Source organism: Glycomyces arizonensis DSM 44726, from assembly GCF_000482705.1.
GTDB lineage: Bacteria > Actinomycetota > Actinomycetes > Mycobacteriales > Micromonosporaceae > Glycomyces > Glycomyces arizonensis.
Map to the genome: position 1 here is coordinate 68,463 of NZ_AXWO01000018.1, position 13,696 is coordinate 82,158.

General features: G+C 70.4%; 8 protein-coding genes. 4 read left to right on the top strand and 4 right to left on the bottom strand.

The annotated features are described in order from the left end of the window. The first annotated feature begins 27 nt into the window (after window positions 1–27). Genes H613_RS0113805 through rfbC form a run of 4 tightly spaced genes read left to right on the top strand, consistent with a single transcriptional unit; the run spans window position 28 to window position 6,611 of the window. Complete coding sequence (locus H613_RS0113805) at window positions 28–1,932, top strand: glycosyltransferase family 2 protein (protein ID WP_026924271.1); 1,905 nt, start codon at window positions 28–30, stop codon at window positions 1,930–1,932. Next, complete coding sequence (locus tag H613_RS26510; RefSeq protein WP_035738090.1) at window positions 1,929–3,911, top strand: glycosyltransferase family 2 protein; 1,983 nt, start codon at window positions 1,929–1,931, stop codon at window positions 3,909–3,911. The genes H613_RS0113805 and H613_RS26510 overlap by 4 nt, the downstream gene beginning before the upstream one ends. A 58-nt stretch (window positions 3,912–3,969) precedes the next feature. Further along, entirely contained in the window at window positions 3,970–5,988 is a 2,019-nt protein-coding gene (locus H613_RS0113815; protein WP_026924272.1) for a glycosyltransferase family 2 protein, read from the top strand. Window positions 5,989–6,017: 29 nt separating this feature from the next. Further along, entirely contained in the window at window positions 6,018–6,611 is a 594-nt protein-coding gene (gene rfbC, locus H613_RS0113820; protein WP_026924273.1) for a dTDP-4-dehydrorhamnose 3,5-epimerase, read from the top strand. 3 nt (window positions 6,612–6,614) lie between these two features. Here the strand turns inward: rfbC and H613_RS29310 are convergent, their stop codons facing one another. The 4 genes from H613_RS29310 to H613_RS0113840 all read right to left on the bottom strand — a co-directional run bounded on the left by H613_RS29310 (window position 6,615) and on the right by H613_RS0113840 (window position 13,613). Continuing rightward, window positions 6,615–8,270, bottom strand: a complete 1,656-nt coding sequence (locus H613_RS29310) for a glycosyltransferase family 2 protein (protein ID WP_084546613.1) — start codon at window positions 8,268–8,270, stop codon at window positions 6,615–6,617. A gap of 135 nt (window positions 8,271–8,405) precedes the next feature. Next, entirely contained in the window at window positions 8,406–10,055 is a 1,650-nt protein-coding gene (locus H613_RS0113830; protein ID WP_035738091.1) for a CDP-glycerol glycerophosphotransferase family protein, read from the bottom strand. Between the two features lie 25 nt (window positions 10,056–10,080). Further along, entirely contained in the window at window positions 10,081–12,072 is a 1,992-nt protein-coding gene (locus H613_RS0113835; protein ID WP_211234820.1) for a hypothetical protein, read from the bottom strand. A gap of 44 nt (window positions 12,073–12,116) precedes the next feature. After that, entirely contained in the window at window positions 12,117–13,613 is a 1,497-nt protein-coding gene (locus tag H613_RS0113840) for a bifunctional cytidylyltransferase/SDR family oxidoreductase (protein WP_026924276.1), read from the bottom strand. Between the last annotated feature and the right edge of the window lie 83 nt (window positions 13,614–13,696).

Sequence of the window (13,696 nt, forward strand, 5' to 3'; positions counted from 1 at the left end):
CTTCGACCCAGATTGGAACCACCGGACATGCGCGTGAAGGTGAGCGTCGTCGTCGCCGTGCGCGACACGGGGCCGGACATCGACCGGAACATCGAGTCCATGCTGGCCCAGACCCTCCCCCCGGCGGAGTACGAGGTCATCTACGTCGACGACGGCTCGACCGACGACACCCCGGCGAAGCTCGACAGGCTCGCGGCCGAGCACTCGCAGGTCACGGTGGTGCACATCGAGGACTCCGGCTCGTTCGCCCGCCCCCGGAACATCGGCATCGACATGGCCCGGGGCCAGTTCGTCCAGTTCCTGGACGACGACGACCACATGGCCCCCGACGCGCTGCACCGGCTCTACGAGTTCGCCGCGGCCAACGAGGCGGACATCGTGCTGCCCAAGATGGTGAGCGAGTTCCGGGAGGTCTCGCACTCGGTGTTCCAGCGCACCGTGGGGCGCTGCGGCATCGCCGACTCGGCGGTCGTCGAATCCCTGACAGGCCACAAGATGTTCCGCCGCTCATTCCTCGACGAGCACGGCATCTGTTTCCGCGAGGACAAGCGGCTCATGGAGGACGCCCTCTTCGTCTCCGAGGCCTACTGCTCCACTGACCGGATCGCCGTCTACGCCGACCGGCCCTGCTATTACTGGCGAAGCCGCTCCCAGCCCACCCGCGGCCCGGGCGGCCTGCACGACGCCGAAGCCTGGTTCGGCCACCTGTCCGCCGTCATGGACGCCTACACGTCCCGACTCGAGCCCGGGCCCGCACTCGATCGGGCCCTGGGCCGGATCTACCGCATCGACGTGCACGGCCCGCTCATGCGCCGCATCGACTGGGAGGACCCCCGGCAGGGCTTCGACGCCTGGTACGAGGCGGCCCGCAAGGCCCTGCCCGCGCACCTGCCGTCCACGGTCGGTCCCCGCCTGGGCGTCTTCGGACGGGTGGCGGCCATGCTGCTGGAGCGCGGCGACGGCGACCGGCTCAACGAGTGGTACCGGCTCATGATGTCGGTCCGGGTCGAGGCACGGCTGGAGCGGGCCGAGTGGGGCCCCGCGGGAGCCTTGGAACTCGACTTCACCGCCCGCCTCACCTGGTCCGACGGTGCCCCGATCCGCTTCGAACGCGTCGGCGACCGGGTCCTCCTCGACTGCCCGCGCGCGGAACGGTTCGGCCTGGACGCCGAGTTGTTCGACGCCACCGACGACATGGAAGTCCACACTGGAGAACTGTTCGTCGAGCACCGCGCGGACCGGGTCCGCTGGTTCTGCCCCGCCGAGTTCGAGCGTGTCCTCACCGAAGACGGGGACGGCGGCCTCACCGTCGCCTTCACCGCCTCCGGTTCGGTCCCGACCGAAGTCCACGGGAGCCGCGAACGGCTCTCCCGCGGTCTGTGGGACGTCCACGTCGGACTGGCCGGTTTCGGGCTCTCCCGGAGCCTGCGGCTCGGCGCCGACCGCGGCCCGGCCGTCGAGCGCGACCTCGGTCCGGCCGTGCTCGGCTCGCCCGCCCGCGGTGTGATCCCGTTCTTCACTGGCACCAAGGGCGAACTCACGATCGACGTCGGCAAGAAGGCCAAGTCCCTGGCGCACTACCTGTCCGGCCGCGGGGTCGAGCCGGTTCCCGGTGCTCCGCAATCACTGCTGCTCGACGCGGCCACCGCGTCGTCCACCGCGCCGGTGCGCTCGAAACTCATCGTCGAGGACGGCGAAGGGGCCTGGTACGAGGTGTCGGTGCCCGTGCGTCCCTTCGAAGGCCGCTGGCGACTCGAACTTCCCCAATCGGTTCGGGGCCTCGTGCCCGGAGACGGGCGGCTGTTCGTGCGCCTCGACCCGGGGGACGTGCCGCCCCTGCCCCTCTGCGAGGTCCGCATCGGCCCGGACGGCACCCTGTCGGCGGACCCGCGCCAGACGGCCGGCTTGGCCATGATGAACGAGGTCAGATGAACCCCAAGGTCACCGTAGTGGTCCCGGTCTACAATCCCGGCGACTGCATCGACGCCTGCATCGATTCGCTGCTGCGGCAGACGCTGCCCGCCTCGGAGTTCGAGGTGCTGTTCGTCGACGACGGCTCCACTGACGACACCCCCGCGCGATTGGACGCGCTCGCCGCCGAGCATCCGCACTTCAAGGCGATCCACATCCCGAACTCCGGCTGGCCGGGCAAGCCGCGCAACGTCGGCGTCGCCGAGGCCCGCGGCGAGTACGTGCAGTTCCTCGACGAGGACGACCACCTCGCCGCCGATGCGCTGCGACGGCTCTACGAACTGGGTTCCCGGCGCGGCGCCGACGTGGTGCTGGGTAAGGTCGCCTCGAACTTCCGCGGCGTCCCCCACGGCGTGTTCAGAGAGGACCGCGAGTCCTGCACGATCGCGGACGCACCACTCTACGACAGTCTCACCCCGCACAAGATGTTCCGCACGGCGTTCCTGCGGGAGAACGGCATCGCCTATCCCGAGGGCAAGTGCTACCTCGAGGACCAGCCGTACATGATGAGCGCCTACCTCCAGGCGCGGCGGGTCGCGATCCTCGGCTCGTACACGGCCTACTTCTACTGGCAGCGAGCCGACGGCCGGCACGCGGGTGCCACCAAGATCGTCCCCAGCGAATACGTCGACAGTGTGCGGGCGGTCCTCGACGTCGTCCTCGCCCACACTGAGCCGGGCGAGGCCCGCGACCGGATGCTGCGGCGCTTCTACCGGGTGGAGATGCTCGGCTGCCTCGCCGGGGCCGGGGTCTACAAGTACGACCCGGAGTCCTTCGACGAGTTGTTCGCACTGATGCGCGGGCTCGACGAGGAGTACATGAACGACGCGGTCCGCTCCGGGCTCGGCGCGGTATTGCGGCCCCGGTCCGCGACGCTGCTCGCCGGCGACGCGGAGGGCTTCCGCCGCGCCGCCGCCATGGGCTCGGCCGTCAAGGCCGCTGCCCGGCTCGAGGCCGCCGACTGGGAGCCGGACGGCCGTCTCAAGGTCGACGTCACGGTTCACCTGGTCCACGGCGAGGATCGGGCCCGGTTGGAGCTGGTCCACCGGGACGGCCGCTATTTCCTCCCCGCCTCGCCGGCGGGCGCCACCGACGAGCCAGTGGACGTCACCGACGAACTGGCGGACATCGCTGCCGACCTGACGATCCGCGGACGCTCCAACTCGATCGAATGGCACTGCCCGGCCGCGTTCACCGCCTCGGTCGAACCGGTCGGCGAGGGCCGCGCCGAGGTCGTCCTGCGCGGCACCGGTCATGCGGTCACCGAGGCCGACGGGGCCCGCGACCGCCTGTCGAAGGGCCTGTGGGACCTGTGGGTACCCGTGCGGGTCTTCGGGCAGATGGTCAAGGCCCGTCTGGGCGCCGACCGGGCCGATGGCGTTGCCGAGGCCTGCCGCCCGGCGGTCCTGGGCGCACCCGCCCGAGGCGTCGCCCCCTATTTCACCGAGCACCACGGGAACCTCAGTCTCGATGTCGGCGCCCGCTCCAGGACGCTCGCGAAGGCCTTGGCGGACCGGCCCGTCGCCCTGGCGGCCGCGGACCCGGCCGAGCTGCGGCTCGACGTGTTCACCACCGCCGACGCGAAGGCGCTCAAGCCGGTCGTCGTGCTCACCGGCCCTGCCGGAAGTGCCGAGGTCCCCGCCGGGTGGCGGCGGGTCGCCGGGCGCGTGCACCTGCGGCTGCCGAAGCACATCAGGGACGTCGAACCGGGCGTCCATGCCCTGGGAGTGAGGCTCGACGGTCCGACCGGCCGCGAGCTGCCCCTGGGAAAGGCCGAAGTCGGGCGCGGGGGCACACTGGCCGTGGAAGCGGGGTTCCGCGCGGCGGACCCCCGCGTCAGGAACGAGGTCGCGTCCCAGCGGCGGAGCGAGCGGCGGCACCGTGCCGCGTCGCTGCCGAAGCGGGCGCTGCGCAGGCTGGTCCGAAAGGTCCGGCGATGAATCCGCAAGCAGATCAGGAAGCGCCGCCAAGGCGGCCCGTGCAGAGGGTGGATACCCCATGACCGTGAAAGTCAGCGTCATCATCCCGGTGTACAACCCGGGCAAGTACATCGAACCGGCCATCGATTCGCTGCTGCGGCAGACGCTGCCCGCCTCGGAGTTCGAGGTGCTGTTCGTCGACGACGGCTCCAGTGACGACACCCCGGCGATGCTGGACAAGCTCGCCGCCGATCACCCGCACTTCAAGGCGATCCACATCCCCAACTCCGGCTGGCCGGGCAAGCCGCGCAACGTCGGCGTGGAGGCGGCCTGCGGCGAGTACGTGCAGTTCCTCGACCAGGACGATTACCTGGCCTCGGACGCGCTGCGCCGACTGTACGAGCTGGGCCACCGCAACGCCTCGGACATCGTGATCGGCAAGGTCGCCTCGAACTTCCGGGGCGTCCCCCACGGCGTGTTCAAGGCCGACCGCGACAAGGTCGACCTGCGCACCTTCCCGCTGTTCGACAGTCTCACCCCGCACAAGATGTTCCGCACGGCGTTCCTGCGCGAGAACGGCATCGCCTACCCCGAGGGCAAGCGGCGCCTCGAAGACCAGCTGTACATGATGCAGTCGTACTTCCCCGCGAAGACCGTGTCGATCCTGGGCTCCTACACCTGCTACTACTACTCGAAGCGCGACGACGGCAAGAACGCCGGATCGGCGAAGCTGGTCCCCTCCGGCTACTACGGGAACCTCCGCGAGGTGCTCGACGTCATCGTCGAGAACACCGAGCCGGGCGAGTTCCGCGACAAGCTGCTCCGACGCTTCTACCGGGTCGAGATGCTCGGCCGCATCTCCGAGCCGGCGATCCTGCGCTACGAGGACGCCTACCGCGACGAGATCATCGACGAGATCCAGCAGGTCGAGCGCGACTACATCACCGAGGGCGTCCACGAGGGCCTGGGCGCCCTCCAGCGGATGCGCTCGACCCTGCTGCGCGCGAACGACCGCGAGGGCCTGCTCCGCATCGCCCGCTTCGCGGGCTCGGTCAAGGCCGCCGCCCGCTTGACAGCGGTCGAGTGGACCGGCAACGGCCGCATGCGCGTGGCCCTCTCGGCCCGGCTCGTCCACGGCGAGGACCAGGTGCCGTTCGAGTTCCTTGAGAAGGACGGCCGCCACTACCTCGATCCCGAACTGACCGCCGAGATCCTCGGCTCCGACGAGCTCGTCGACGTCACGGACGAACTCGACGGCTTCACCGCCGAACTGTCGCTGCGCAACCGCGAGACCGCCGTCGAGTGGCCCTGCGAGGCGGCGTTCGCCGTGGAGCTCGAGGAGGCGGGGGAGGGCCGTCGGCAGGTCGTCCTGCGCGGCGGCGGCCACCTGCCGACCGAGGCCGTCAAGGGCCGCGGCCGGCTCGGCAAGGGCATGTGGGACGCGTGGGCCCCCGTGCGCGGCCTCGGCGTGGTCAAGAAGGCCCGCATCGGAGCGGACCGCGACCCGGCCGTCGACGCGGCCTGCTTCCCGGCGATCCTGGGTTCGCCCGCGCGCCGGGTCATCCCCTACTTCACCGACCCCCACGGCAACCTGACCCTCGACGTCAGCCGCGGTGCCCGCGAACTCGCGGCCGTCCTCGAAGACCGCCCGGTGCGGCTGGCGGACGAACACCCGGCCGAACTGCGCCTGGAGGTCTACACCTCCGCGAAGACCGCCGAGCGTGAGACCGCGTTCGCCCTGGTCTCCGAGGCGGGCGAGCACCGGTTCAAGGCCGTGCTGCACCCGGTGCTCGACCGCGCCCACTTGCGGCTGCCGCAGAAGGTCCACGGCGCCCCGGCGGGCTCCTATGAGCTTGTCGCACTGCTGACCGGCACGGACAAGCCCGGTGTGCGGCTCGGCGGCGCCACGGTCGACGACTCCGGGCGCCTGGCCGTCACCGGCGTGCCCCTGCTGGACGACGCCACCCTCGCCGCGATCGCCGCGAAGCGGCGCAAGGACGCCGTCAAGCGGGCCGTGCGCACCGTCGGCGGCCCGATCGCCCGCCGCCTTCCGGCCCCGGCCAAGCGGCGGTTGCGCAAGTTCGCGTCCCGGCTCTGACATCCGAACCGACAGGAAAGTGAATCTCCATGCGACAGCTTGACATCCAGGGCGCCTGGGTCTTCGAGCCGAAGGTGTTCGGCGACAGCCGCGGCAGCTTCCACGAGTGGTTCAAGACCCCGCTCTTCGAGGAGGCCGTGGGCCACCGGCTCGATCTGGCCCAGGCGAACTGCTCGGTCTCCAGCCGCGGCACCCTGCGCGGCATCCACTTCGCCGACGTCCCGCCCAGTCAGGCCAAGTACGTCAAGTGCGTGCGCGGGGCGATCCTCGACCTGATCGTGGACATCCGGGTCGGCTCGCCCACCTTCGGAAAGTGGCAGCTGGTCCGCCTCGACGACCAGACCCACCACTCGGTGTACCTCTCCGAGGGCCTCGGGCACGGCTTCATGGCCCTGACCGACGACGCCACCGTGGTCTACCTGTGCTCGGAAGGCTACGCGCCCGAACGCGAGTACGGCGTGAACCCGCTCGACCCCGCGATCGGGATCGAATGGCCGAGCGGGCTCGAGCCGCTGCTGTCCGACAAGGACGCGGCGGCGCCGAGCCTGGCCGAGGCCGAAGCCCAAGGCCTGCTCCCCACTTGGGAGGACTGCCAGGCGTTCTACGCGGAGCTGCGCCGCTGAGCGCTATCCGCGGGGGGCTTCGCCGCCGGCGACTTCCTCCCGCGGAAACTGGACGGGGACCCGCACCGCGGTGATGCCTTCCCGGTGTGGTGCGGTCCGGCGCAGTCCGGCCCGGCGCAGTGCGGCGCCGACGAGGCGCCCCGCGGTGAAGCGCCGTTCGACGTCGAGCATGAGCTGGTCGCCGGGTTCGGTGAAGCCCAGCGCGAGCTCGCGCCGCCGGGTCCTGGCCTTCGCCCGCGGCTGCTGCTTGCCGTGCAGCGCACCGCCCAGGCGGCTTCCGAACGGAGCGCGGCGCTCGGTCCCGCCGATGCCGGCGACGATCTCGAAGCGCCAGCTTCCCCGGCGGCCCCTCGGCTTGAGGAGCGCTTCGAGACCGAAGACGGCGGTGAAGTGGCCGTCGTCGTGTTCGAGGTCGACCGCCCTGACCGCGCCGGTGCCGGAGTGGACGGCTTCGAGGCGCAGCCGGATGAGGTCGGAGGGGACGGGCGCGATGCGGCCGGTCCCCTCGATGCGCAGGGCGGTACCGGTCAGCTCGACGCCCTTGAGCCAGTGACGGACGTCTAGCGACCCGGTGAGGTCGACCCGCGCCTCCCGTTCGGGACCGACGCCGTCCTCGTCGCCGGGCACGGTGAGGTAGACGCGGTCGTCGCTTCCGTGGAACTCCAGGTCGCCCGAGTGCTCGAGCATCCGCATGAGGTCGTCCGGCCGGTCGTCCAGCACCAGCTGGTACTGCAACTGCCGAAGAGGTGCGAGCCGCGCGGCCGCGCCCGGCGTGTACCACCGCCGGACGAGTCGCCGGAAGTCCTCGAAGCGCCGCAGACGAGCCTCGGGATCGGCGTCGTGGAGGAGCCGCCGCATCTCGTTGAGACCCTCGACGTTCCAGTGGCGCATCATCAGGAAGTCCCGCTTCGGTCCCTCCGGCACGAGATTGCCGACCAGGTCGACCAGCAGCGACACGTGGCTGCCCTCCGACTGCTGGAAATGCTCGGGCGTTTGCATCCCCCCACTGGTGAGGTTGCCGCCGTCGTCGCGCAGCACGACGTAGTAGCAGCCGTACTCGCCCACGACGGAGATGTTCCGAGCGTGGTAGTAGGCCTGGATGGTGAACAGCAGGTCTTCGATGAGGCGCCGGTCGGTCCGGAAGCGGAGCCCGTGGCGTTCCAGCATCTCCCGCCGGAACAGCTTCAAGCAGGTGAGGTTCCAGTAGACCCGCGAGGAGTAGAGGTCGGCGCGCGGCTGATCGCGGGTGAACATGGACCGGGCCACACCGCGCCCCGCGACCCCCACGAGCTTGCCGAGTACGACATCCGACTCGTGCTCCTCGGCCATCTCGACCATGCGCTCCAAGGCCTCGACCCCCAGGTAGTCGTCGGCGTCCAGGAAGAACACGTATCTGCCCCGCGCGAGTTCGATGCCGCGGTTGCGCGGAACGCTCGGCGTGCCGCTGGCCTCCTGGTGGACGACCCGGACGCAGTCGGGTTCGGCGGCGGCGAACCGGTCGAGGGCCTCGCCGCTGCCGTCGGTGGAGCCGTCGTCGACGGCGATGATCTCGACGCGTTCCTTGCCGAGTGACTGCTCCAGGAGCGACTCGATACCCCTGAGCAGGTAAGGCATCGCATTGTGAACCGGGATGACGACTGAGACGAGTGGCGTTGTCATGTGGGCTTCTGAGCTCCGAGCCTTCTTGAGTGCTGCTGGGGCGGTTAACGATGATAATCGAAGGTGTTCGACTCGTAACGATGATAATCGGAGGTGTTCGACTCGCCCATCGCTCGGACGGGGCCGCGGACCCGCCTACCCGCGGTAGGCGTCCCGGGCGGCGGCGAGGAACGCTTCGACGCCCGACTCGCCGTTCGCCCCGCCGAGGAAGTACTCACGGGTCTCCTTGCGCTGCACCGCTTTGGAATCGGTGTCCAGCAGCTCGTCGAAGACGGATCCGAGGTTCCCCGCGTCGCCGGCGAGGCGGTAGGCGCCGCGGGCGATCCAGGCCTCGTCGGCGAAGCGGTCGCCGAGCATGCCCATGTCGGTGACCGCGAAGGGCCGGTCGGAGGCGATCCAGTCGGTGGCGACGCCGCTGATGTCGCACACGGCGACGTCGGCGGCGTTGATGCAGTCGACCAGGCTGAAGTCGCCCGTGGACCGCGGGCCCCACCGGTGGGCCCGGCCGGTGCGCTCGGCGTCCTCGGCGAGGAGCCGCTCGATCGAATCCAACTGCCTGGACGCCGCGAGGTTGAACCTGGTGTAGGGATGCGCGCGCACGATGACGTCCATGTCGCGCCGCAGCGCCTCGGACACGACGGCCTTCCCGATGGGCAGCGAGGAGTAGTCGAACTCGCTCGTCAGCCCGGTCCACGTGGGCGCGTACAGCAGCACCGGCCTGGCGCCGGATCCGGCCCGCGGGCCCGACGCGACCGCGGCCAACTGCGGTCGGCCGACCTTCCGGAACGTCAGGTCGAGCCCGTGCGCCCGGTAGCGGTCGACGGCGGCCTGCCCGGCCACGAACACCTCGTCGTAGATCGTCGTGACCTTGTTGAAGCTGGAGGCCTTGTCGGACTCACCGTGGAACAACTGCAGATGCCGGAGGTTCCCGAACCGGACCAGATGCGTGTTCAGCGCGCTCCCGTTGACGTAGAACGCCGCCTTCACGCCGGGGGCGAGCAGCTGCTCCACCTCGGACATCGAGGGCGCGACCACGATCGGCGCCGTGGTGGCGGAGCGCAGTTCGCCGAGGTGCCCCGCCTCGCGGCTGATCACCACGTAGGGGTCGCCGAGGAGGTCGAGGTACGGCAGCCACATCCGGAGCTGGTACGCCGAGCCTGGAGGACCGGAGAAGTGGACCACGAAGACGGGGTCCAGCGCTCCCACGGCTCGGATGACGGCGGCGTCTCCGGTATGCGCCGAGCGGCGTCGGCGCAGCAGGGCCGCCGCGGCGCCGACCGCGGCCGTGCCGAGCACGCCGATCACCGCGATCACCGCGAGCCACAGCGGCACCGGCGAGGCCCACAGCATGGTCGCGGCGGCCGCGGCGGCGAAGAGCGCCACCGCGACGTTGACGAGATCACCGATCGCGCGGGGGGTGAACCAGCCGCGTCCGCGCCCGGTCTCCAAGTTCGCGGAGGCCATGTGGCCGGTCGCGACGGCTACGGCCAGCTGCGGTTCGAGTCCCACCACGGTGATGAGCGCCCCCGCCGCGATCGCGGCGGGGATCGGGCTGCCGCCGGTGGACTGCGCCGCGACCACCGCGATCGCCGCCACGGCGACCCCGCGGTCGAAGCGGGCGCGACCGGGGCCGAGATCGCGGTGACCGCGCCACGCGATGGCGAGCGCCGCCGCGGCGGCGACCACGGCCGCCCAGGAGAGGTCGGGCAGGAGCGCGAGCACCAGTGCGAGGGCGGCGAAACCGGTGGACGCCGTGCGGGAGAGGAGGCGGCGGAGCATGGTCATGGACGTGTCGATTCTGAAGGGAAGGTCAAGTGGTGCGTCGCAGCGACCGGTCGCGTTCTTCGGCGCGCTCGGCCAGTTCCCTGGCGGCCTGGTCGAAGCGTTTCTGCGCCGAAGGCTCGTCGGGGCCGAGCAGGTACGTCTTGAGCTCGGTGCGGTCGGCCTTGCGCCGGTCGGCGAGCGGGTCGCGGACCGCTTCGAGGAGTTCGTCGAGTCCGTCCGCGGTGGGGCTGAGGATCACCGCGGCGCGGACGGCGGTGTTGGCGACCCTGAACGCCTCCTCGCCGACACCGGCCGAGTCGACCACCGCATAGGGCTTGCCGGAGGCGATGAAGTCGGAGACGACGCTGGAGATGTCGGAGACGAGCGCGTTGGACCGGTTGAAGCATTCGTAGACCGTGGGCTGCGCTCCGGTGACGACCAGGTGCCGGTGCGGAGGCTGGGCGTTCCAGAAGTCCGAGTCCCACTCCGCCGCCGCCCGGCGCTCGGCGGCGACCTCCTCTCGCGTGGTGACAGCATCGCGCGAGGTGGCCGCATCCGTCCACTTGAGGCCGGCGTCCGCGTCGGCGCCGGTCTGCCCGACCGGTTCGGGCACGGCGGCCGAAGGCACCGCGCCTGAACGCTGGTTGGCCGCTTCGATGAGTGCGCGGATGCGCTGATCGGCGGCCTTGGCCTTGGCGGAGCGGGTTCCGGTGAACGGGTGGGGCTTGTAGACCACGCGCACGGGCGGTTCGGACTCCAAGAGCGCCTTGACGATGATCTCGCCTTGCACGGTGACCGAGGTGCTGCCGGGCTCGTCGGTCCAGTTCTCCCATGTCGGCGCGTAGAGGACGGTGGGAATCGGCCCGTCGGGACCGGCGGTGGCGATCACGTCGAGCTGCGGACGCCCGACTTCCACCACGTCCTCGTCCCGAACGCCGACATCGGCCAGCGCCCACCGGTCGCGGCCGGCCTTTCCCGCCGTCCACAGCTCGTCGTAGGCCTTGCCGAACGGGTTGACGCTGGCGACCTTGTCGCTGTCGCCGTGCCCGATGAACACGTGCTTCATGGTCGGCACGCGCAGCAGGTGCAGGTTCTTGCCGACGTGGGCCGGGTAGAGGGCCACGCGGATCGTCGACAGGTCCATGTTCATGAGGTGGACGGCGCTGGGCACGCAGACCACGGGAAGGCTGGTGCGCGCCAGATCGGGAATGGTGTGGTTCTCGCGCAGGATCACGATCCCGCGCTCGCCCTCCATCCGCTCGACCGTCTCGAGCCACATGTTGACCTGGTACGTGGAGTCCTTCGAACCCGAGAAGTACAGCGCCACCGTCGGGGCGTAGTCGGCCAGCCAGCGGTCGAACCACGCCAGCGCCGGGTCCGGGCGGGGCACCCGGTGCCGCGGCGCGAGCCAGACGCCGAGCGCCAGCAGGTATCCGCAGGCCAGTACGAAGCTGCCACCTGCGCCGATGTAGGCGGGAGCGGCCGCGGTCGAGAACGTCGTGACGAGGATGCCCGCCACGAGCGGGACGTCGGTGTGGAGGATCTTCTCGCCGGCGCGGTGCTCGAGCCATTTCGGCGTGGCGTCGGTGATCGCGAGCCCGGAGAGGTCGATGTTGCGGCTGGTGAACGGCAGCGCCCTGGACTTGCGCAGCAGGGCGACCATCCCGCCGTGGACCACCTGGACGCCGACCATCACGGCGAACGCGAGGACGGCCAGCATGAGGACGTACGGGCTGAAGTCGTGCGCGTCGGTGAGGCGGGCCAGCAGCAGGATCACCAGCAGCTCGCGCACGAGGAACCGGTTGGAGACGCCGAACCGCATCTGGCGCAGCCTGCTGATGACGACCTGGTAGCGGCTGTGCAGCACCAGGTCGGCGATGTAGCTGACCGCCAGGGCCGCGGCGAATCCGGCGGGCGAGGGGACGAGCGCGAGGGCCAGCATCGCGGGATAGGCGGCGAGCATGAGCCCGGTCACCGCCAGCCCTGCGGGACCGGCCTCCTGCACCTGGGTGCCGTTCCACAGTGCGCGCATGGACATCTGTCGTGTTCCCAATCTGGTCGTCGTGGTGGTGGGGGCGGGGGCTATTCCAGACCGGTGTCCAGCACCCGCGCGATGGCCTGCTCGAAGCCGACCGTTCCGTCGGCGGGGGCCGTCGGGTCCTCGCGGCGCACGTCGATCACGGCGCCGTTGAGGGCGGACAGCAGCACGTCGAGCGAGGTGCGGGCCACCGCTTCGGAGGCCAGGAGCGTTTCGGGGTCCTCCTGGCCGAACGCCTTGGTGCGCATGGGGGTGGCGGTGCGCTCGGGGTTGACGCAGTTGACCCGGATGCCGTCGTCGCTCCATTCGTCGGCCAGCGCCTGAGTGAGGTTGACCATGGCGGCCTTGGCGGAGGAGTAGAGGCTGTAGTTCGCGCGGCCGCGGGTGTAGCTCGAAGAGGTGTAGAGCAGCAGCTGCCCGCCGGTCGCGGCCAGATAGGGGAACGCGGCGCGGGCGATGTGCACCGGGGCGAGGTAGTTGACCTGGAAGGTCTTGTCGATATCGGCGGTGCTGGTGTTGTTGAGCCGGCCGATCTGGAGCACGCCCGCGGTGTTGACGACGAAGTCGATCCTGCCGGTCTCGCGGTGCGCCTTCTCGAGGGCCTCGGTGATGTCGTCGGGGTTCTCGACGTGGGTGCCGGTGGTGGAACGGGAGAAGCGGTAGACGTCGGCGCCGTACGATTCAGCGAGTTCGCTCAGGTCGCTGCCGATGCCGTAGGAGCCGCCGAACACCACCAGCGTCCTGCCGGTCAGGTTCGCCCGGTAGTCCTCCTCGGAAGGCGACGGGACGGCGGTGGTGGCCAGCTGGAACAGCTTGTCCGCGATGTAGAGGTCCACCGGCTGCGTGACCTTCAGGTTCCACTCGTCTCCGGCGACGACGTGGATGGGGACGCTGGGCAGGTACTTGAGCACCACCGAGCAGTCGTCCGTGGCCTCGAAGTTGGGGTCCTTGTCCGCCTCGTCGTAGGCGGCGCGGATGGTGGCGAGCTTGAACGCCTGCGGCGTCTGGCCGCGCCGCAGCCGGGCCCGCTCGGGCACGTCGGTGATGAACTCGCCGTCGTGGCCGTGGGTGCGGGTGACGATGACGGTGTCCGAGGAGGGGATCGCGACGTCGACCGCGTCGTAGCGGTTCAGGGCGGCGACGGTCTCGGCGATGACCCGGTGCGAGATCAGGGGGCGCACGGCGTCGTGGAAGACCAGCCGGTGGTCGGGGGAGGAGTCGGCCCGCGCCTCGAGGTGGGCGATGGCGGCCTTGGTGCTCTCGGAGCGGGTGGCGCCGCCGGAGACGACGTCGGTGACCTTGGTGAACCCGGCCTTCTTGACGATGGCCTTCACCTCGTCGATGTGGCCCGGGGCCATGAGCACGAGGATGTCGTCGATCTCATCGGCTTTCTCGAAAGCCTCCAGAGTGTGCTGAATCACGGGTTTGCCGGCGATCTTGATGAGCTGCTTGGGGATGCTCAGGCCGATCCGCTGACCGGTGCCTCCGGCCAGCACCACTGCCGTGACGCCTGGCCGCCGGTCTGCTCCGCGATGGGACAAGGTGGTTCCTCCTTGAGTTGCTTCGCCCCGGTATCGGTGGAAAGGCCAGCGACGGCGCGGACGCTCTTGTTCCGAGCGGTGAG

What these genes read in the sequence shown, in the direction of transcription:
- H613_RS0113830 (WP_035738091.1), bottom strand. Translation starts at nt 10,055, where the DNA reads ATGACCATGCTCCGCCGCCTCCTCTCCCGCACGGCGTCCACCGGTTTC.
- H613_RS0113815 (WP_026924272.1), top strand. Translation starts at nt 3,970, where the DNA reads ATGACCGTGAAAGTCAGCGTCATCATCCCGGTGTACAACCCGGGCAAG.
- H613_RS0113835 (WP_211234820.1), bottom strand. Translation starts at nt 12,072, where the DNA reads ATGTCCATGCGCGCACTGTGGAACGGCACCCAGGTGCAGGAGGCCGGT.
- H613_RS29310 (WP_084546613.1), bottom strand. Translation starts at nt 8,270, where the DNA reads ATGACAACGCCACTCGTCTCAGTCGTCATCCCGGTTCACAATGCGATG.
- rfbC (WP_026924273.1), top strand. Translation starts at nt 6,018, where the DNA reads ATGCGACAGCTTGACATCCAGGGCGCCTGGGTCTTCGAGCCGAAGGTG.
- H613_RS0113805 (WP_026924271.1), top strand. Translation starts at nt 28, where the DNA reads ATGCGCGTGAAGGTGAGCGTCGTCGTCGCCGTGCGCGACACGGGGCCG.
- H613_RS26510 (WP_035738090.1), top strand. Translation starts at nt 1,929, where the DNA reads ATGAACCCCAAGGTCACCGTAGTGGTCCCGGTCTACAATCCCGGCGAC.